14 protein-coding genes and 4 pseudogenes are annotated in these 17,983 nt (G+C 68.4%); 12 read left to right on the top strand and 6 right to left on the bottom strand.

Annotation, left to right across the window (positions count from 1 at the left end):
- Positions 1-464: 464 nt before the first annotated feature.
- Positions 465-1,402: pseudogene (locus ACGFRG_RS24545) on the bottom strand (MBL fold metallo-hydrolase).
- 157 nt (positions 1,403-1,559) lie between these two features.
- On the opposite strand from ACGFRG_RS24545, the pseudogene ACGFRG_RS24540 reads away from it, so the two are divergent.
- Positions 1,560-2,427, top strand: a pseudogene (locus ACGFRG_RS24540) (helix-turn-helix domain-containing protein); the annotation flags it as partial.
- Between the two features lie 540 nt (positions 2,428-2,967).
- Here ACGFRG_RS24540 and ACGFRG_RS24535 read toward each other — a convergent pair.
- Positions 2,968-3,195, bottom strand: a complete 228-nt coding sequence (locus ACGFRG_RS24535; RefSeq protein WP_361432870.1) for a hypothetical protein — start codon at positions 3,193-3,195, stop codon at positions 2,968-2,970.
- Between the two features lie 1,109 nt (positions 3,196-4,304).
- Here ACGFRG_RS24535 and ACGFRG_RS24530 point away from each other — a divergent pair.
- A complete protein-coding gene (locus tag ACGFRG_RS24530) occupies positions 4,305-5,312 on the top strand; it encodes a NucA/NucB deoxyribonuclease domain-containing protein (protein WP_393267189.1) in 1,008 nt (335 codons plus the stop codon).
- A 15-nt stretch (positions 5,313-5,327) separates the two neighbouring features.
- Positions 5,328-5,942 (top strand): DUF6924 domain-containing protein, encoded by a 615-nt coding sequence (locus tag ACGFRG_RS24525; RefSeq protein ID WP_393267186.1) that lies wholly within the window; start codon positions 5,328-5,330, stop codon positions 5,940-5,942.
- Between the two features lie 245 nt (positions 5,943-6,187).
- Here the strand turns inward: ACGFRG_RS24525 and ACGFRG_RS24520 are convergent.
- Positions 6,188-6,404 (bottom strand): annotated as a pseudogene (locus tag ACGFRG_RS24520) (transposase); the annotation flags it as partial.
- Between the two features lie 323 nt (positions 6,405-6,727).
- Between ACGFRG_RS24520 and ACGFRG_RS24515 the strand changes: the two are divergent.
- The 4 genes and pseudogenes from ACGFRG_RS24515 to ACGFRG_RS24500 form a co-directional block, all read left to right on the top strand.
- A complete protein-coding gene (locus tag ACGFRG_RS24515; RefSeq protein ID WP_393267184.1) occupies positions 6,728-7,243 on the top strand; it encodes a hypothetical protein in 516 nt (171 codons plus the stop codon).
- A 146-nt stretch (positions 7,244-7,389) separates the two neighbouring features.
- Positions 7,390-8,637: a cytochrome P450 gene (locus tag ACGFRG_RS24510; protein ID WP_393267181.1), complete on the top strand. Its 1,248-nt coding sequence runs from the start codon at positions 7,390-7,392 to the stop codon at positions 8,635-8,637.
- 328 nt (positions 8,638-8,965) lie between these two features.
- Positions 8,966-10,174 (top strand): MFS transporter, encoded by a 1,209-nt coding sequence (locus ACGFRG_RS24505; RefSeq protein WP_393267178.1) that lies wholly within the window; start codon positions 8,966-8,968, stop codon positions 10,172-10,174.
- A 48-nt stretch (positions 10,175-10,222) separates the two neighbouring features.
- Positions 10,223-10,369, top strand: a pseudogene (locus tag ACGFRG_RS24500) (IS5/IS1182 family transposase); the annotation flags it as partial.
- 472 nt (positions 10,370-10,841) lie between these two features.
- Here the strand turns inward: ACGFRG_RS24500 and ACGFRG_RS24495 are convergent.
- The gene (locus ACGFRG_RS24495; protein ID WP_393267176.1) at positions 10,842-12,542 is read right to left on the bottom strand and encodes an RICIN domain-containing protein; all 1,701 of its coding nucleotides are present in this window, start codon (positions 12,540-12,542) and stop codon (positions 10,842-10,844) included.
- Positions 12,543-12,751: 209 nt separating this feature from the next.
- Here ACGFRG_RS24495 and ACGFRG_RS24490 point away from each other — a divergent pair, with 209 nt between their 5' ends.
- Positions 12,752-13,144 carry a peptidase inhibitor family I36 protein gene (locus ACGFRG_RS24490; RefSeq protein WP_393267174.1) on the top strand — a complete coding sequence of 131 codons (393 nt, stop codon included), beginning with the start codon at positions 12,752-12,754 and terminating at the stop codon, positions 13,142-13,144.
- A 41-nt stretch (positions 13,145-13,185) separates the two neighbouring features.
- Here ACGFRG_RS24490 and ACGFRG_RS24485 read toward each other — a convergent pair whose 3' ends face one another.
- The gene (locus ACGFRG_RS24485) at positions 13,186-13,659 is read right to left on the bottom strand and encodes a DsbA family protein (RefSeq protein WP_393267172.1); all 474 of its coding nucleotides are present in this window, start codon (positions 13,657-13,659) and stop codon (positions 13,186-13,188) included.
- Between the two features lie 219 nt (positions 13,660-13,878).
- Between ACGFRG_RS24485 and ACGFRG_RS24480 the strand changes: the two genes are divergently transcribed.
- The gene (locus tag ACGFRG_RS24480; RefSeq protein WP_361432892.1) at positions 13,879-14,460 is read left to right on the top strand and encodes a helix-turn-helix domain-containing protein; all 582 of its coding nucleotides are present in this window, start codon (positions 13,879-13,881) and stop codon (positions 14,458-14,460) included.
- Positions 14,461-14,691: 231 nt separating this feature from the next.
- Here ACGFRG_RS24480 and ACGFRG_RS24475 read toward each other — a convergent pair whose 3' ends face one another.
- Positions 14,692-15,690: an ArsR/SmtB family transcription factor gene (locus ACGFRG_RS24475; RefSeq protein ID WP_393267168.1), complete on the bottom strand. Its 999-nt coding sequence runs from the start codon at positions 15,688-15,690 to the stop codon at positions 14,692-14,694.
- A gap of 67 nt (positions 15,691-15,757) precedes the next feature.
- Here ACGFRG_RS24475 and ACGFRG_RS24470 point away from each other — a divergent pair, with 67 nt between their 5' ends.
- From ACGFRG_RS24470 to ACGFRG_RS24460, 3 genes are all read left to right on the top strand, one after another.
- Positions 15,758-16,666, top strand: coding sequence for an aldo/keto reductase (locus tag ACGFRG_RS24470; RefSeq protein WP_393267166.1), 909 nt, complete (start codon positions 15,758-15,760; stop codon positions 16,664-16,666).
- A 51-nt stretch (positions 16,667-16,717) separates the two neighbouring features.
- Entirely contained in the window at positions 16,718-17,110 is a 393-nt protein-coding gene (locus tag ACGFRG_RS24465; protein WP_393267163.1) for a helix-turn-helix domain-containing protein, read from the top strand.
- Positions 17,111-17,304: 194 nt separating this feature from the next.
- On the top strand, positions 17,305-17,868 hold the full coding sequence (locus tag ACGFRG_RS24460) for an HAD domain-containing protein (RefSeq protein ID WP_393267161.1): 564 nt from the start codon (positions 17,305-17,307) through the stop codon (positions 17,866-17,868).
- The last annotated feature ends 115 nt before the right edge of the window (positions 17,869-17,983 follow it).

Raw genomic sequence — 17,983 nt, 5'->3', positions numbered from 1 at the left:
TATGGCGCGTCAAGTCGACCAGGTCGGGGCCGTGGCCGGCGCGGACCGAGACGGCGAGCTTCACCGACAGTTCCGGTACGCGGCAGACCGGTTCGGGATCACCCCGACCGCGCACAACCGGTGGAACAGCTGGTTTCTGACGCAGCGTCACCCGCCCCTCATAGCCTGCGTCGATCCGCCGCGCCTGCTCCACCACCCCCGCCGACACCACACGCTCCGTCATGCGCCCCCAGAGCATGACGACGCACCGGCACCGAGGATGAGGGGCGGTAGCGGGGCACCCGGAGCGTAGTTGGCTATGAGGTAGCAGGCGTGCCGCCGCGTAGGGGAGGCCGCGGTAGCGCTCGCCTGAGCGGCCGCGGAGGCCGCGTATGGCGCCCGCCGGGGTTTCGGCGAACGGATCTGCCTGTCGGTCCACGGGAGCTTCCTCTCCGGAAGAGGTGAGCAGGGAAGGGGAGGAGACGTCAGGAGATGCGGGAGAAGCCCGCCCACTCCTTGATCGCGAACTTCGAGCCGCTGCGCGCGATCTCCGCGGCGCCGTGGCCGCCGAAGTGGGCCGGGAACACGAGCGCGTTGTTCTCGCAGGCGCGGCCGAGCAGCGCGTGCCGGGTGGCACGGGACTGTGCCGGGTGGCACGGGACTGTGCCGGGTCCTCGCAGAAGCAGGAGTTGGTCTCCGGCTCCGCGATCTGCAGTGCGGTGTGTACCAGATCCCCGACGAACAGGGCCTGATCGGCGCCGGATTCCAGCGTGAGCACGGACGAGCCGGGGGTGTGCCCAGGAGCGAGATCGAGACGCAGGTTCTTGTCGATCCGGTACGACCCCTCCCACAGGTGTGTCAGTCCCGCTTGGTGGACAGGCGTGATGCTGTCCTCGAAGACGTTCTGGTTCCCGCAGCCAAGCACGCTCTTGTTCCCGTTGGCCGGGTCCCAGAATTCGAAGTCCCGCCGGGTCATCAGGTACGTGGCGTTGGGGAAGGTCGGCACCCAACTCCGGCCGTCGAGGCGGGTGTTCCAGCCGACGTGATCGATGTGCAGGTGAGTGTTGACCACGATGTCGACGTCCTCGGGCCGCACCCCGGCGGCGGCGAGGTTGTCGAGGTAGTCCGTCTCCAGGCGGCTCCATACCGGCGCGTAGGGCCGGTCCTTATGGTTGCCCACGCCGGTGTCGACCAGAATCGTGCGCCCCTCGCTGCGCAGCAGCCAGGACTGGATCGCCGTTCGGCACTCGTCCGTCCGCGGGTTCCAGAAGTCGGGCGCCAGCCAGTCACGGTGCTCGGCCCACGAGCCGTCGGGGCTGTCCGGGAAGAACGTGCCCGGCGGCATCCCGACCGAGCCGTAGAACTCTCTGACTCGGGTGATGGTGACATCGCCAAGGGCGATCTGATCGGGGTTCTCATCCATATCGGGGTTCTCCTCCATGTAGTCCGTCCTCGGGGCCAGGGGTAGGTCGCCGGACAGCAACGAGCCTGGGCCCGCGCACGGGCACGGAGCCACTCCCGAGTTGTCCTCCCCCTCGCAGGGTGTGGCTGGGGCCGGGCCGCGCACGAATACTGGGGCGATGAACGCACCCGGCCCACTCGCGCCTTCCTCCAAGCCCGACGGGCACAACTGCGGCCCGAGGACGTCGGGCTGCGCGACCTCGGGCCCCGCAGACGGGTGGCCGGCCTGCGGCGCGAGGAACTGGCGCAGTTGGCGGGCGTCAGCGTCTCGTACTACGCACGGCTGGAACAGGGGCAGTCCCGCGGAGCCTCGGCCGAGGTGCTCGACGCGATCGCCCGCGCTCTCCTGCTCGATCACCACGAACGCGAGCACCTCGACCGGCTCGCCGACGCCGGCCGTCAGAAACGCAGGCCGCGCCGCCCGCGGCCGGAGACCCTCGCCGACGAAACCCGCGACCTCCTGCGCGCCGTCGACGGTGTCCCGGCGATGGTGCTCGGCCGCCGTACGGACGTGCTGGCCTGGAACGCCCTCGGGCACGCCCTGCTGGCCGGTCACCTGGGCCTCCTCGACCCGGATGACCCGGTACGACGTCCGAACATGAGCCGGATGCTGTTCCTGGCCCACGCTGTCAGGAGCTGTACGCGGACTGGAAGCCCAAGGCACGCGCGGTGGTCGGCAACCTGCGCATCGCCGTCAGCAGGCACCCGCAGGACCCACTGCTCGCGGCGCTGATCGGCGAGCTGACGATGAAGAGCCCGGAGTTCGTCGCGCTCTGGGCCGACCACCGTGTGGTGCCGTGCGACGCCGCGTCCTACGAGCTGCACCATCCCGTCGTCGGCATGGTGACGGTGACCCAGCAGACACTGTCGATCGCCCGCTCACCGGACCAGGTCCTCATCGTGTGCACAACCTCCGCCGGCTCCTCTTCCGAAGAAGCCCTCGCGCTCCTGCGGCAGGCGAGCAGCAGTGGGCGCCGCACGCGGACAGTCCCGAGTGAGGAAAGGGCACGACGGTCAGATGGAACGCTTCGGCCATACCGCGAGACAACCAGCAATCCCCACGTCACGAGAGCGCGGCAGGGGGTAGCGGGTCACGTCGCGATCCCGCGAGCACGCGGGCCGTCAGCCAGGCAGACGCAGCGCACAGGCGCCGCCGACGCACGACCCCGACACACCGTCCGGCCGAGCCCCAGAAGCGCCGCCACGCCCTGCCCCTCCCCTGTTCCTCTCCTGGCCCGGGCGGGGACGTGCGGGTGCTGACATCACGTCCCCCCACCCCCGCGAGGCCGCAGCCCCTCCGCTCACATGCGTGAGTGCCGCTGCCCGCCCCTTCCCCATGAGCCCACCACCGGCACCCGGCGCCCGGCAACGACGAACAGCCCTGTGTCCGTGGCCGTCCGCTGGCCCGATGGCTGAGCTTGTCATTGGTGGTCCGGCATCGAACGCAGTTCGCCACAGCTCACAGGTTCGGGCGGGACCCAGATCATTGACGACAGGGCATGACTTGCGGGGTGAAAGGACCGCCAGTCAGGCAAGCCCCTGGCGCTCAGGCGCCTTACGCGTCCTCACCCCAACGACGATGAGCGCCAGCCCCACGACGACGATGCCGAGGTAAGCGGTGGACGAAAGGTCGACGACCTTGTGCATCCAGCCCCACTCCGTACCGAAGAAGGTCCGCGAAACGAAGCTCACGACCCCCTGGCCTGCCACGACGTAGCCGATGCTTTCGAGGGTGTATCCGATGGTCATACGCACGGATCAATCCTCTCGCGGCGGACCCGGAGGATCGTCCTCCACAGGGTCGAAAACACAGTAGGCCAAAGGATGTAGCACCGAAGGGCGGTCTGGTCCGGGGTGCCTTCACGGCCGAGGAACCAGCGGCGCGGCGCCGTACGCAACATCAGGTGCGCAACGCCGTACGCAACATCTGCGCGTCCGGCTGCGGGCAGCACAGCCTCGCCGTCATCGCCCTCAGCCGGTCCCGCCGACCCAAAACCGCGCCAACGCCCCTGTGAACACCGACGTTCACCGCGAACCACAGAGGGAATTCTTGACGCCGTAGAAGCCCGGCAGGCGGGAGCACAGCGTGTTTCACACACCGAGTCCGCCGTCAGCGGGCACAGCGCGGAGCCCCCGGCGACGCGTGAGACGGGGACGGCACCCCGCCCCGCCTCCACCAGCGGTGGAACGAGGGCTGTCACAACAGCGCCCAGCTCCACCAGGAAATCGTCGCCTTGGGCTTTGCCGGAAGCATCCAGACCGTCCAGCGTTACCTCCGCCCGTTCAAGGCCGCCACCACCGCGCCACCCGCGCGCCGCCCAGCTCCACAGCCCCGCCGCATCGTCCGCTGGATCATGACCGACCCCGGAAACCTGACAGCCGATGAAGCGGCCGACCTCAAGCAGATCCGAACCAACTGCCCCGAACTCGACTCCGTCACCCACCATGTCCGCGAAATCGACTCGACCTTCGAGGACCCCTCGCCAGCCGATCGCCCGCGAGACCGCCTGCGACCGCATCGGCCGCTCCTCGGCCCCCGGCACGTCCAGGGTGACCCGATACCCCTCCGGCGGCACCGACCACTCTGTTCCAGCTTCCCGCTTCCCCCATCCCGATCGACGACACGGTAACCAACCCAGAACGCCGCCCACGCCGTCAGCGGCGGCCGGTCCATCAGCTCAATGCCCTGCCCGACGGGCAACCCGTACCGCTCCCCGCGCGAAGGTGCTGTTCGTGACCACACCACGAAAACGGCCAACAGGCAGTAGATATCCACCAGTTGAGCCGATACCTTCTACCTCGCCCGGCGTCACGCCCCCGCAACCGGCGGGAACCCGGCGCCAGGCGAAGGGGGAAAGAACCACGTGAACACCAAACTCAAACGCGCCCTCGCCGCAGGGGCAGCAGCGCTCGGACTGCTCGCCAGCGGCGTGGCCGGAGCCCAAGCAGCCCCCGCCACACGGACCGTCAGCGTCCACCCCTCCGGTGTGCGGACCATGGAACGCCCTCAGGCCACCACTCAGGCAGGCTGCACCGTGGGCAATCTCGTCGTGACCCGCTATTCCTCCTGCGAAGGGCGCTCCGTCCCCATCGACATCCTCTCCAACGGCCAGAGAGTCGGAGGAGGAACGTTCAACCTCTGGATCATTCAAAGGTTCGACCGCAAGTCACTGAACTGGACCGAGCAGGTCTCGCTCACCGACCCGGTCTTCACCCCCAACGCCCGGGATCTGGCCGTGTCCATATCCGCCTCCTCGCCGGGGAACCAGATCAAAACCATCTACCCGCAGGGCCACGAAATCGGAACACCCTCACAGGGACAGGTGCTCGGCACCTTCGACCTGCTCAGGGCGGCCGCCCGCGCGGAGGACACCACCTACACCTTCACCGTCGGCAAGCCCGGCGTCAAACCCGCCTCCTTCAGCGTCACCACCGTCCGCTACCGGTGCGACAACACCTTCAAGGGCATGCGGGCCGGATGCGTTGTCCCCAGCGTGACCACCGAAGTCAGCATGAAGAACTTCAAGTACATATCGGCGGGCATCCGTGCCCTGCGTCAGAGGGGCGGCTACTGGGGCGACCCGAACAGCCACGTTCCGCTGACCTGGCTGGGATCCTGGATCCGGCAGCGGCACTGGGACGAGGTCTGCAGGGGCAAGACCCCCACCGCCGCTGAGCGCCGTGCCGGGCGCACCTCCTGCGACGAGTACCCCTTCGCCTCCACCGCCGAAGGCGGCACCACACTGCCCGCCAGCCAGCGGGAGATCACCTTCGTCCCACCCCGCGAGAACAACCAGCAGGGCGGCGCGATCCAGAGCTGGCTGAAGTCCTGGCGCATCCTGGCCGGCGACCGGTTCTACGTGGACGCCTGAACCGGAAGGAAAACGGTGCACGACGACATCCCCGAGGAAGACGACCTGTTCGAGCGGGTGACCCGCATCATGGCCGCCGACCAGAACTGCATGCCGCTGGTACGGACGTATATCGCGGACGACGCGGCCTTCGCGGCTCTCCTGGACGAGCTGAGGATCCCGGACGAGTACGACAACGTCGCCACCGTCTCACTGGTGGAGGACCCCCGGTACACGGCGGCGACCGTGGAGAGCCTCACCACAGAGGTCGTGCGGGACCATGAGGGGCAGCCACTGTTCAGTGAGCTTCTCGTGGCCGACGAACGCTGCCTGACCGACCCGTCGTTCCCGCTGCTGGCCCTCAACCTCCTCCAAGACGCCGAGCATCAGCAGTTCCGGATCGCCGCTTCCGAGCTCTCCGCCTTCTACGCGAACATGTCCATCGGCAACATGGACTTCGACGAGTGGGCGCGGGAGGCCGGGGAAGACGGGGTGTTCAGGGGATTCCGCGGAGACGATGGCGTACCTGTCGGCCGAGACCAGCGCACCGCCTCGCCGTCCTGTCCCGACGCCGACTGGTCCGCGTCGATCGTTTCGGCTTCCCTTGAACCGTTGAGCACGACTCTGGAATGGACGGGCGAGCAGGACTGAGCGCGCCCACGGCATGCCCGTGGCCTGGCACCCCAGAGGAGAACCCTGTTGGCCGATCCGGGCCGGGCCCGAGCGAGACGTCGGCTTCCAGGACCAGTTGTGGTCCTGGAAGCCGACGTTGTCGTTTGGGGAGGGTGCCGGTGTCGATGCAGCCGGAGGAGCCCGGACGGATTCCGGCGGAGACCGTGCCCGGGCCTGTTCACTGCCCGCGAGGAAGCGCCGGACTGACTGTCGCGGTGGAGGATGCGGTACCCGTCGCAGACCAACATCAGCACGTCGTCCAGGCCGCGGTTCTTCAGCTCGGTCAACACGTGCCGCGAGTGCTTGGCCCCCCTCACCGCCGTCGCCGGCCCAGATGCCGAGAATGTCGCCGGTGCCGTCCACCGTCACCGCCATCACCACGTAGACCGGACGGTTCGCCACTTTCCCGTCCCTGATCTTGACGTTGATCCCATCGACGAAAGCGCGGGCCTGTCCAGGGCCGCCTTGGGCCCGCCGGTGCCCTGCGTTCGCCGGCGATGTCGGCCGTCGGGGGCCCGACTCGCCCCTCGATCCCCAGGGCGCCGATCCGGCCCCGCACTCAAGAGTCGTTGTCCGCGGACAAGCCCTCTTGTCCACCCGCAGGTGGGTGCTGACCTGCGTGGTTGCCGTATGGGTAGTGCGGACAACGGTGCCTGTGGCGATGTTGGTCTCGTCAGTCGGAAGCAGCTGCGAGCGTGACGGCAGAACGCTGCCGAGCAGCATTTGGCCAAGAGGGATGACGTATGAGGCTTGTCCGCCACAGCATGCACATCGGTACCCGGGTGCGTTCGCTGTCCACCGCGCTGGCGGTCCTCACCGGGAGCGTTGCCTTCGCCGCTGTCGGTGCCGGTACTGCGCAGGCCAGTTCCAGTTCCTGCGCCCAGGTGCTGGGCCAGTCGCAGACCATCGTTGCCGGCGGGCGGTCGATCGGTTCGTTCTACCTTGCGTGGAACTACTGCGACCCCAACAACAAGGTCGCCTACACCGAGGTCAACCTCTGGAATACCAACTACGTCAACGGCAACTGGCACGGCGGCCTGATCGACGTGAAGTCAAGCTCCAACTCCAGCGCGAACACCAACGCTCCCGTCTTGAACCTCAGCAGCTGGTGGTGGGATTCCGGGTTCATCAAGGTGGCTCCCAACGTGTCGAACACCCGCCTGTACCACGGCAACATGAATTTCTCCGCCGGCGGCCATAACTGCAGCGGGCAGACCCCGACATGGAACTTCTCCATCGGACAGCCCGACAACAACGGCATGTACGTCCACTGCAGCTGACTGATGGCTGAGGACGAGGCACGCCGTCCACGAGCACTGTGACCGATGGCCGCGTTTCCCGTGGGAGCCAGTGGATGGGGCCATGAGCAGGCACGGGCAGGACCGGTGTGCTCCGGTGTCCGCAGCGCGCCAAGTGTGAAGCGCTTTTGGTCGATCGGGGCAGGTGGAACCATCCCCCGCAACGTGTCTTTCCGGCGGGGGCCCGCGCAATGACGCCTGAAGGGAACGGGCACGTGACGGACACGAACATCTTGAGTCTGCTGGAACCTGCTGCCCTGCTTGATCCGCACCCGATATACCGGCGATGGAAAGAGCAGTCCACCGTCCTGTGGGACTCGGACATCGAAGCATGGCTGGTGACCGGCTATGACGAAGCCTTCACCGCACTGCGGGACATCGAGAACTTCTGCCAGGATTGGCGCCGGATCGGAGTGGACACCCCACCGTCCTTGCTCAGCCTTCAGACCCTCGACCCGCCGGATCACACCCGGATCCGGCATCTGATGCTTGAAGGCTTCAAGGCGGCGGACCCTCAAATTCTGGAGCGGACCGTACAGGACACCCTCGACGAGCTGCTGGCCGCCGTCGAGGGGGAGAAGACCTTCGACTTCGTCGCCAAAGTGGCTGAACCCCTTACTCTGCGAGCCGTTACCCAGTTGCTGGGCGTTCCTGAACCCGACAAGGACTGGTTCGTCCCCTTGTCGAACACCATCGTGGACGGCATGGACTCCAGCCTCCGACCCGAGTGCTATGAGCCCGGAGTCGAGGCACGCGCCAAGCTCACCGAACTGGCCGGAGAGTGGCTGAAGTCTCCACTCCCGGACGGATTTGCCGCGCACGTCGTCAAGAGGGCACCGAGCGCGGGAGTCGACCACGAAGTCCTGCTCAACTCCTTGCGCGTCGTGCTGCAAGCCGGCTTCCAGACGGCCAGCCGATTCCTCGTCACGGGGTTGCTCACACTCCTTCGTATACCGTCCGAGAACCGAGTCCCCGTGGACACCGACCAGGCGGTCAACGAGCTCGTGCGATTCGCCGGTCCCGTGCACGTGGAGAGCCGTGCCTGCGTCCAGGACACCGTCCTCGGAGAGCAGAAGATCCGCAAGGGTGAGATCGTCTCGATGTTCCTCGGGGCGGCGAACAGAGACGCCCGGGTGTTCGAGGACCCCGAATCCCTGCGGTGGGACCGGACGCCAAACCGCCACCTCGGCTTCGGTCGGGGCCCGCACGCCTGCCTCGGAGCGCAGGTCGCCGTCCAAGTGGCCCGCAGCACCTTCGGGACCATCGGCCGCCGGTATCCGAACGCCCGGCTCGTCTCCGAACCCGTACCGCGTCCGAACGTGACCGAGCACGGGATGCACAGCCTCCAGATTTCGTTCCGGGACGATCTCCCGTAGCTACGGGAGATCGTCCCGGAACGAGCCCCGAACAGATGACCGGAGAGGGGAAGCGCCATGCATCACGCTCACTTGGCCCACAAAGACGCAGATCCTCGACCCGGCCCGGCCGTTGGAGAGGAGGAGCCATGCGCCACGTTCACTGAACCCGCGTCACACGCAAGCACAGGGAACGGCTCAACCACCCTCGATGTGGGAAGGAGAACCGTCATGCGTCACGCCCACTGAACCCGCAGGTAGCGCAACACTGAAGTGAGATTCCTGGTGGACCCGGCCGGTTGCTCCCGCCGGGTCCACCAGGATCAACTGCGAAAGTTGGGGGCAGTCCGTGCCGGATTCCGTGGTCCGTACGGCCCCGGTTCCCGGGGTCAGGTCGGTACTCCGCGTTCCGGGGATGCGCGCCGTGTTCGTCGCGCACGCCGTGTCCATGGTGGGAACGTTGGCCGCCGAGGTTGCCCTGTCGATCCTGATCTTCCAGCGGACCGGCTCTGCTCTGTGGTCGGCGCTGGTCCTCGTATGCTCGTTCCTGCCCTACGCCGTGGGCGGCACCATACTGTCGTCACTCGCCGACCGGTTCCGGCCGCGTCGGGTCCTGGTCTACTGCGACCTGCTCAGCGCCGTCTGCGTCGCGGCCATGCTGATTCCGGGCATGCCGACGCTCGGCCTGCTCGGACTCCTGCTCGTCACCGGGTTTGTTGCGCCCCTCTTCCAGGGAGCCAGGGCGGCAAGCCTGTCCCATCTCCTGGACGGCGATCTCTTCCCGGTCGGTCGTTCGCTGCTGCGGACCATCAGCCAGACGGCGGTTGTGACCGGATTCGCCGTGGGCAGTGTCCTGGTGGCCGCTGTCGGACCGCTGTGGCTCCTGGCCGTGGACGCGTGCAGCTTCGTCATCTCCGCCGCACTCATCGGGTACTGCACGCCCGCCGCCCCCGCCGGTGACCCGGACGGCGAGCGCACGCTGCAGGCCATGGTGAAGGGATCGGCAGAAGGACTGCAGCACCTCCGGACCAATCGGGCGCTGCGCCAGCTGGTCCTGCTGACCTGGGCTGTTCCCGGCTTCTCGTCCGTGGGCGATGGTCTTGCCGTCGCCTACACCGCCGAAGCGGGTTCCGCGGCTACGGCGGCGGGCTGGCTCTTCACCGGGTACGCCATCGGCACGGTCGTCGGCGAACTCGTCGTGGCGAGGCTGTCCCCCGACGCCCGTCGGCGCCTCATCACTCCCCTGGCCTTCGGTTCCCAGATCCCGCTGATCGGCTTCTTCCTGGGGCCGTCCGTTGTCGTCGCAGCGGCTTTGCTGGCGCTTTCCGGCGCGGGTTTCGCCTGCAACCAGGGCATCGACCCGCTGATTCTGGCCGCGACAGCCCCCGGCTACCGGGGGCGCCTGTTCACGGTGCAGACGAGCGGGCTCATGACGGTCCAGGGAGTGGGCGTCGCCCTGTCCGGCGCCCTGGGGACCCAACTCCACCCTGGTGTCGTCATAGGGGCAACCGGGCTTGTGGGAGCCCCGGTTGTGTTGCTTTTGGCTCGTCGTCGGTGATTCGCACTCGCGGCTGCATCGACGGTGTACGGGGACACGGCCGCCAAAGTCGGGGACTCGTCCAGGACCTACCGGTTCTCTGCGAACATCCAGGTCATCATCGACGCCGACAGCCGCCTGGCCGTCGCATCAGCCCAGCCGGCGCCGAGGGACGAGGCCGAGGCCCACGTCTGGCGCGACCGGAACAACCCCCAGGTCACATCACCAGCCGCTGATCACCATCACGGGTTCTCGATACGGAGAATGTCGCGGGCCTGACCATCGACTATCGAGCCGGGACGGTCAGCCGGCACTGGCTCGGGCGCCCGGGCAGACCCCCTCCGCGGCGGCAGGCCGTTGTCCGGCACGCAAAGCCCCTACCCGCGTCCCGGCCGAGCGGCCGAGCGGCCGAGCGGCCGACATAGGGTCTGCCCGATTCCCAACGTGTGAGCGCTATACAACGAGGTCGGGGCCGCGCCCCGGACCGCCTTGGCTCAGCCCAGCGCGCCCATCAGAGAGGTGATAGGCGTCGAGCCACTCCTCCACGACTCGTGTCGACAGCTCGGTCCGTCCTGCCCCCCCGCCACGGCTGCGCGCTACCCGGGGCATGCCGACCTGGAAGACGGTCACCGGATCACCGGCGACCGACTTCCATCCGCTCCCGTCCGCCAGGAGGCCTCCGCCCTGCTCACGTCTGCCACATGAGCCAAGGATCGTCACGGCAGTCCTGCTGGAGCACCGGCTCGTTGTCCCGCGAACCCGCCCGGGAACCAGCGCATTTGCCGCTGTTGACGTTGACCAGCTGCCAGGCGCGGTAGGGGCTTCGGTAACGCAGCGTCCAGAACTGGTCGGGGAACAGGCCCTGCCGGTCGCCGCACAGATAGTGAGTGACGGGGATGCCGTTCTCGACCCTGGCTCCCTCCACCGACAGACACAGGCCGCTGAACCGATTACGGATGGAATAGACAGCGGCGGACGGGCCGGACGACTCGCGGGTGAGGTGCCACTGCTGCTCGGGGCCCTCACCACAGCCGGTCTGGATCATGTCGGCCGCAGGGACCGGGCTGCCGGCCGGAGTGGCCAAGCACAGGTGGCTTCCGGCGTTCGCCAGCCGGAACAGGCCGTCGGGGGCATCGGGCACCTGCGGCGCGGACGTGGGAAGCGGCTTCGTGTCGGTGGGGGCAGGCGCGGCCACGGGCGGCGGCGAGGGCTGCTTCACGAACCCGCCGCTCTGCGCGGGCGGCGTCGTGACCGGGGCTGGTGTCGCGGCCCATGGGGGTGCAGGGATGGAGGAAGGGCTGGCGGGCGGCGTCGTAACCGGCGTCGTCGCTCGCGCAGTGGCGCCCGACGGCGGTTGGACCTGCACCAGGTAGGGCTGGACTTCCCGCGAGACGGACGCAGGCGCGGCCGGCCGCTCCCGTTCTACGACGACCATGGCCGTCGCTGCGGACACCGCGACGGCCAGGACGGTGAACACGGCGAGGACGGCGGTCATGGCCAGGGACGAGCGGACCGGGCGATGGTACGGGGCGGCGACAACGAGCTGCCCGGCCGTGCCAGTCGGCACCGGCACCGGCAACGGGGGCGAGGTGTCATACGGCAGGGGCGGCAAGGCCGTCTGAGCGATGACCCGCAGCGCAGAAGGACGGTCCGTCCGCTCCAGCACTACACCCTGCAAAGGCCGGCTCTCCGCCGCCCGGTGCTCCCGCCAGAGGCACTCCACTTCGTGCCCGGTGCCGGCCAGCGCGTCGGCCGTTCGCGCCAGCGCCAGCACCAGATCGGTGCCAGCTGTCACCGACGCCGTGGACCCGGCGGGCAGGGCGCCCCGGCTCTCCGCCCGCGCCCGGCCCAGGATCTGGCGGGCACCGCGGTGGAGGGACCGTACGGCCTCCAACTGCCGCAGCGCCCGGTCCACGAGGCCGTCGGCCATCGGCTCGGGGCCTTGCGCCGCGTCCGGCTCGGACGCCGGTGGCGAAGTGTCGGCCGGTTCGGGTGCACCAGGCCGCCGCTCCGGCTCCGGCACGGCGGCCCACGACCCGTCTTCGTCATCGAGCAGTCTGCCCACGAGGGAGAGCAGGCTCCGTACGAGCCCTTCGGCCTCGGCGAGATCCGCCTCGGCACGCTGCAGGGCCTCGTCGAGTTTGAGGCCCGGCCCCGATTCCGCCTGGGCGACAAGCGCCGCCTCGTGCAGCCGGTGTGCCCTTTGGAGCAGGGTCTCGCGTCCGCGGCCGTCGCGTACCCGGTCCCGTACCACGGAGTTGAGCCTGCCCAGAGGAATGATCCGGGCACCGCTGCGGTAGTCGCTCCACATCGTCTTGCCGCCGCCGTACCGCTGGCCGAGCTCACGGACCGTCAGCTCGGCCGTGAGGTCCCTCAGGAAACCGGCCAAGGCATCCGCTGCTCGCGTCGCACCCTTCGGTGCTCCTTGCGGTCGTCCTGTTCTACGCATGTCGGTCCCCCAGTTGTCCGCGGACAACCCCGCTTGTCCGGCCCCTTCCCCCGTGCTGACCTGCGCGGAACACCTCGGGGCCGCGCGGCCGACTCCGCCGCCCGGCAGTGTCGGGCCCTGGAACGCCACCAGGGAACACCCGTTCTGCGGTGCCGTCCAGCGCATGTCCTGCCGTTGGCCAGATTGCATCGGACAAACGGCCCGCGTGCGACCGCTCGTCACCGGTCCGGCAGTTACGCCGACTGGGCTCCGCGGAAGGGACGTGTCGTCGGGGCATCCTCTACGAGGACTGGAACTACGGCGGCGGGTCCCTCACGCTCACGGTCCCCGCAGCGTGCAAGGACGACGGGAAATGGGACTGGGAGTATGACAACCTCGACGACTGGAACGACCGCGTCAGCTCCCTGATCCCTGCGAACAACTGCTATGTCGTGCTGTACTCGGACATCTACTACAACGGCACACAGCAGCAGTACAACAGCTCCACACCCTGCGTCGGCGCCGCGATGAACGACCGAGCGAGGTCGCTCAAGCTGCTCTGACACAGGCGCCGAGTTCCGATACCCCGGAGACTTCGAAGCAGTCACCCTGACGGGCGGCGTCTGTGGGACCCGGCATCCGCGCACAGCAACGCGTCCACGAGCTCGAACAGAACCCGTGGCGTGAGCCGATGCCGCGCTCCTTGAGCGCCCTTCGCGAAGGCACCCGCCTCGTAGAGGGCGTCATCGGGCCCGACGGGCCTGCCGTCGAGGAGGACCGTGGGTGTGCCGCGCGCTCCGGACGTCTCGAACGCCTTCTCGGAGCGGGCGGCCCAGTCGGCGTGGACGCCGGAGCCCATCGCCTGGTCGAAGGCGGCGCCGCGCAGCCCGGGCACCTTGTCGGCGACCAGCAGGCTCGTCGCGCCGAGCGAGACCACGGCCACGGCCACGGCCACGGCCACCAGAGCGAACACCCTGCGGACCTTCGCGCGGAAGACGGCCGGAACGGACAGGGCGGTCACGAGATACGCGACGGCCGCGAGAGCCGTCACCGCCGCAGGCAGGATGATGATCAACACTCTCCGGCACTACGCCCCGGGAATGAGGGTGGGTCCTGTAAACCGCGCGACCTGGTCTCGTCCGGCAACTCACGCAGCCGCCCGACGCCGCACATCCTGCCGCCGGCCGCGGCGACCCACCCCGGCCGGAGGGGCGTTTCACCCCATGGTGAGGATCGGGTCACGAAACGAGTCGACCACGGCTCGCTCCACCGCGATGTGGAGCGTACTCTCTATTTCATGGCCCGACCACCTCGCTACGACGAGACACAGTTGCTGGACACCGCCGTGCGGATCGCGGCCGACGCGGGGCCAGCGGCGGTGACGATGTCGGCGATCGCCCGCGCCAGCGGCGTGCCCAACGGCTCCATCTACCACCGGTTCCCGCAGCGGCTTGCCCTGCTGGCCGAGTTGTGGCTGCGGACCGTCGAGCACTTCCAAACCGGATACCTCACCGCGCTGCAATCCGACAGGGATCCGCTGCGGGCCGGGGCCACCGCGGCCCGGCACGTCGTCGCCTGGAGTCGGCAGAACCCGCGGGAAGCCGTGGTGCTCTTGCACGGACCGCAATCCTTCGGCCGCGATGAATGGCCGGAGGAGTACACCCGGCGTGCCGACGACGGCAACAAGCGCGTGCTGGAGGCGGTGGCAGAACTCGCCGAGCGCGCGGGGGCCACCGCCGAGCTCGAAGTCGACCGGATCATGATGGCAGTCATCGAACTGCCGCTGGCAGTGGTCCGACGATATCTGCGCGCGGGTCGGCCGCTGCCCCCGCACGCCGAGGAACTCGCCGAGCGCTGCGCATTGGACCTGCTGGCCTAGGGCCTGTCCGGTGGATCTTGCCTGGGACGTGGGGGTGTGGCACGCCCATCTGCGGCGTTGTCGTCGGTTGCCGACGCTCCGCGTCGCCGCCCTCCTCCGCCTTGCAGCTGGACGCACCACACCCCCACTCACCAGCACCGAAACGGCGGCCCGGACCGAAGGCGGCCAGATCCACCGGACAGGCCCTAGGGGTCGGCTCCGGAAGTCTTTCGGGGGTTGACTTTCGGAGCCTCAGTCGGAGGCAGTTTGAAGGAGGGTCTCGGCGGTGGTGGTGCGGGCGTAGAGGACAGAGCGGCCGACGCGGTGGGCGCTGACCAGGCCCGCGTTGCGTAGCGCGGTTAGATATTGGGATACCCCGGCCGGGGACAGCCCGGTGCGGTGGGCCAACTGCGTGGTGGAGGCGGGGGTCTCCAGTTCGATCAGCAACAGGGTCCGCGAGCGGCCCAGCACGGCGGCGAGAGCGTCGGCCCGGGGCGTGCGCCGCGTCTTCCACAGTGAGCCGACACCGCGCGCGGGATAGGCGAGCTGAGGCGGGTCCGGAGGCGTCGTTCGGGTGCGCAGTCCTGGACCAGTGAAGGCCGAGGGGATCAACAGCAGTCCCGCACCTGCCGTGTTACGGGTCAGCGGCTGCTTTCGGCGGGTCAGCTGTAGCCCGTTGTCGCCCCAGCTCACGGAGGTGTGCAGGTCGTTGAAGAGACGACCCGCCCCGTGCTCGGCGATCATGCGGGCCCGGTAGAGGATGTCTGTGTCCAACACCGCCTGGATTCGTGCCCAGTAGGGGGCGAGTGCCAGTTCCCAGTACGTTTCGATCTCTTCTGTGACCTTGGCCAGGCGGGTCCGCGGGTCTGCGCGCAGGGTCCGTAGCCGGGGGCCGAGATGCCCCTGGTGGCGAGCCAGGTGGTCGAGGTCTTGACGTACCCGGTCGGCGGGTGAAGCGAGGATTGCATCCCACTCTGCCGCCGGCGTGGGGGCCGGTCCGGCGGGGGCCGGGTTGAGGAAGTCGGGGACGTAGCCGCCGGTGCGCGGGATCAACTCGGCCAGCCAGCCCCGGTCCAGCCCGGCGGCCACCAGACGCGGGCGCACCTGGTCGGCCCAGGCCCGGTGGACTGGATGTGCGGCGGCGGACGTCAGCAGCCGGAAGCTGGGCGCGATCTCCCACATCGGCGAGACGGCAAACCGCACCTGCGCCAGATCGCTCGCCGAGAACGCCAACTCTGCCAGGACGACCACTCCTCAATGGATTCAGGTATGTGTGAATGAATGGCGGGCCAGCCTATCGCGCGGAGATCATCCCGCCATGACTTCACAGACGATCACCACAGCGACATCGGGCACCTGGAAACTCGGCGACCTCACGGTCAACCGAATCGGCTTCGGCACGATGCGCCTGCCCCAACACGGCGAGGCGTTCGCGGTCGACGCCGTCCCACGCGACCGTGACCAGGCGATCCGTGTGCTGCGCCGCGCGGTCGAGCTCGGCGTGAACCACATCGACACCGCCGCGTTCTACTTCTCGCCGCTGCGCTCCGCCAACGAACTGATCAACCGCGCTTTGGCCCCCTACGGAGACGGCCTCGTCATCACCACCAAGGTCGGACCGGGCCGCGATCCCTCGGGCCAGTGGCTGCCGCATGCCACCCCTGAGCAGTTGCGCGGCCAGGTCGAGGAGAACCTGCGTCAGCTCGGCCGCGACCACCTCGACGTGGTGAACCTGCGCATCGTCGGCACCGGCTCGATCGCCGAACGCTTCGGCGCACTCGCCGAACTGCGCGAGGCCGGACTCATCCGTCACCTGGGCCTGTCCAACATCCGCCCCCGCCACCTCGCCGAGGCCCAGGCCATCGCGCCCGTGGTCTGCGTCCAGAACATGTACGGCATCGGCGCATCACCCGAGCAGAAGGCGTTCCTGAACCTCTGCGGTGAACAGCACATCGCGTTCGTGCCGTTCTATGCGATCGCCGGCACCGGACGTGAAAGCGGCGCGACCACCGACAACAACTCGGAGGTGGTCGCCATCGCCCGCGCCCACGGCGTGAGCACGGCCCAGATCCGGCTGGCGTGGACCCTGCACCAGGGCTCCCACGTTCTGGCCATCCCCGGCACCGGCGACCTCGACCACCTCGCCCAGAACGTGGCCGTCGGCTCCCTGCGCCTGTCCGAGGACGAACTCACCGCCCTGGACGTACTCCACCACGAAGCCGCATGAGTAAGATCCCCATGGCGTTGTGATCCACTTCTGCTGATCGGCCTGTCTGCTTTGCCAGTTCCTGCCGCCCGCCGCATATCCCTGACTGTCGCCGAGCGGCACCGGTTGAAGAAGGCGGCCTACGGTCACAAGACTCCGCACCAGAGCAGGATCCGGTCGCAGATCGTGCTCCTGGCGGCCCGGGGCAGGTCCAGTGCGCGGATTGCTGCCGAGGCGGGGGTACACAAGGACACCGTGCGCACCTGGCGGGGCCGGTTCACCGACGGCGGTCTGCTGGCTCTGGCCGACCGCAGGCGCAGCGGGCGCCCCGCCCGCTTCACGCCCGTGCAGGTCGCCGAGCTCAAGGCCCTGGCCCCGTCCACGCCTCCTGGACAAACCAGATCGAGATCTTCTTCTCGATCGTGCAGCGCAAGGTCATCTCCCCCAACGACTTCACAGACCTGAGCCAGGTACAGCCCCGCAACAGCAGCATCCAGCCCGCCACTTCATTCGCCGCCACACCCGGCTGCCGCCCCGCCCTGCTACACAGTGATCGTGTAACCAACCTCGCGGGATGGCACAACTAACGAGGGCCGGGAGTGTGACCTCTCGTCCTGGCCAGTGCTCTCGGCCTCCCGAAGAGCCACTATCGTGCAGCCGTGACCGGATCTACTGCACAGCGTCCAGTGCTCTTCCTTGATGTCGACGGGCCGCTCATTCCGTTCGGCACAGCACCGCAGGAGTATCCAGACGGGTATCCGACTTATGAGACAGGTCTCGAACCACTGGGAACCGACTCGAATCCACTTCTGGCAAGGATCAATCCCGAGCACGGGCCCCGATTGACGGCGCTACCGTGCGATCTGGTCTGGGCCACGACATGGATGGCTGACGCGAACGCGTGCATCGCGCCACGGATCGGCCTGCCGCAACTGGCAGTGGTGGTCTGGCCGGAGCCCTCCGACGAAGACAAGCGGGCCGAGCGGGCCGGACTGCACTGGAAAACCCGCGCCCTCATCAGCTGGGCAGCCGGGCGCCCATTCGCCTGGGTCGACGATGAGATCACGGACACCGATCGCGCCTGGGTATCCGCACACCATCAAGGACAAGCCCTCCTCCATCGTGTCGACCCCCGCCGCGGCCTCACCGACCCGGACTACATCTCTCTCAACGAGTGGTTGCACCAGGTTCACGGGACAACCCACCCGCATAACGCTGCTTGAAAATGCCCGAGCACCAGGCCGCCCACGACACGAACACGAGCCGCCCCGCCAGCCATCAGTAGCGTCTGTCGAGAGCTTCGACGAGGCAGCGGAGTTCACGTGCCCGCCGTCGGGA

Origin of the sequence: Streptomyces sp. NPDC048696, assembly GCF_043198895.1 — a bacterium.
GTDB lineage: Bacteria > Actinomycetota > Actinomycetes > Streptomycetales > Streptomycetaceae > Streptomyces.
The sequence above is the reverse complement of the archived record's forward strand: the minus strand, read 5'-3'. Positions and strand labels throughout refer to the sequence as shown.